At 57.0% G+C, this 251-nt stretch carries 1 protein-coding gene; it reads right to left on the reverse strand.

What is annotated here, in order from left to right; genetic code table 11:
* The coding region (locus tag RN22_RS25260) for a hypothetical protein (protein WP_046308455.1) at nucleotides 1-251 on the reverse strand (251 nt) is incomplete at both ends.

Raw genomic sequence — 251 nt, forward strand, 5'->3', positions numbered from 1 at the left:
TTGATAGTGGTTTCCACCGCAGCCGGTGCGGTTGGCTGCGCTTCAAAGTCACCGCCGGAGGTCGCATTCACCGAGACGGTAAACACATCGTCATCCGCCGATTCGTTCAGGCTGTCATCAAGCGTATCGACGGTGAAATCGATGGAAGTGGTGCCTGCGGCGATCACCACATCACGGGTAACAGGCGTCACATCACCATCTTCTGTGGTCTTGTGGCCGATAACGACAGAGACGGTAAAGTCCGCCGTCGG

The organism is Grimontia sp. AD028, from assembly GCF_000973155.1.
GTDB lineage: Bacteria > Pseudomonadota > Gammaproteobacteria > Enterobacterales > Vibrionaceae > Enterovibrio > Enterovibrio indicus.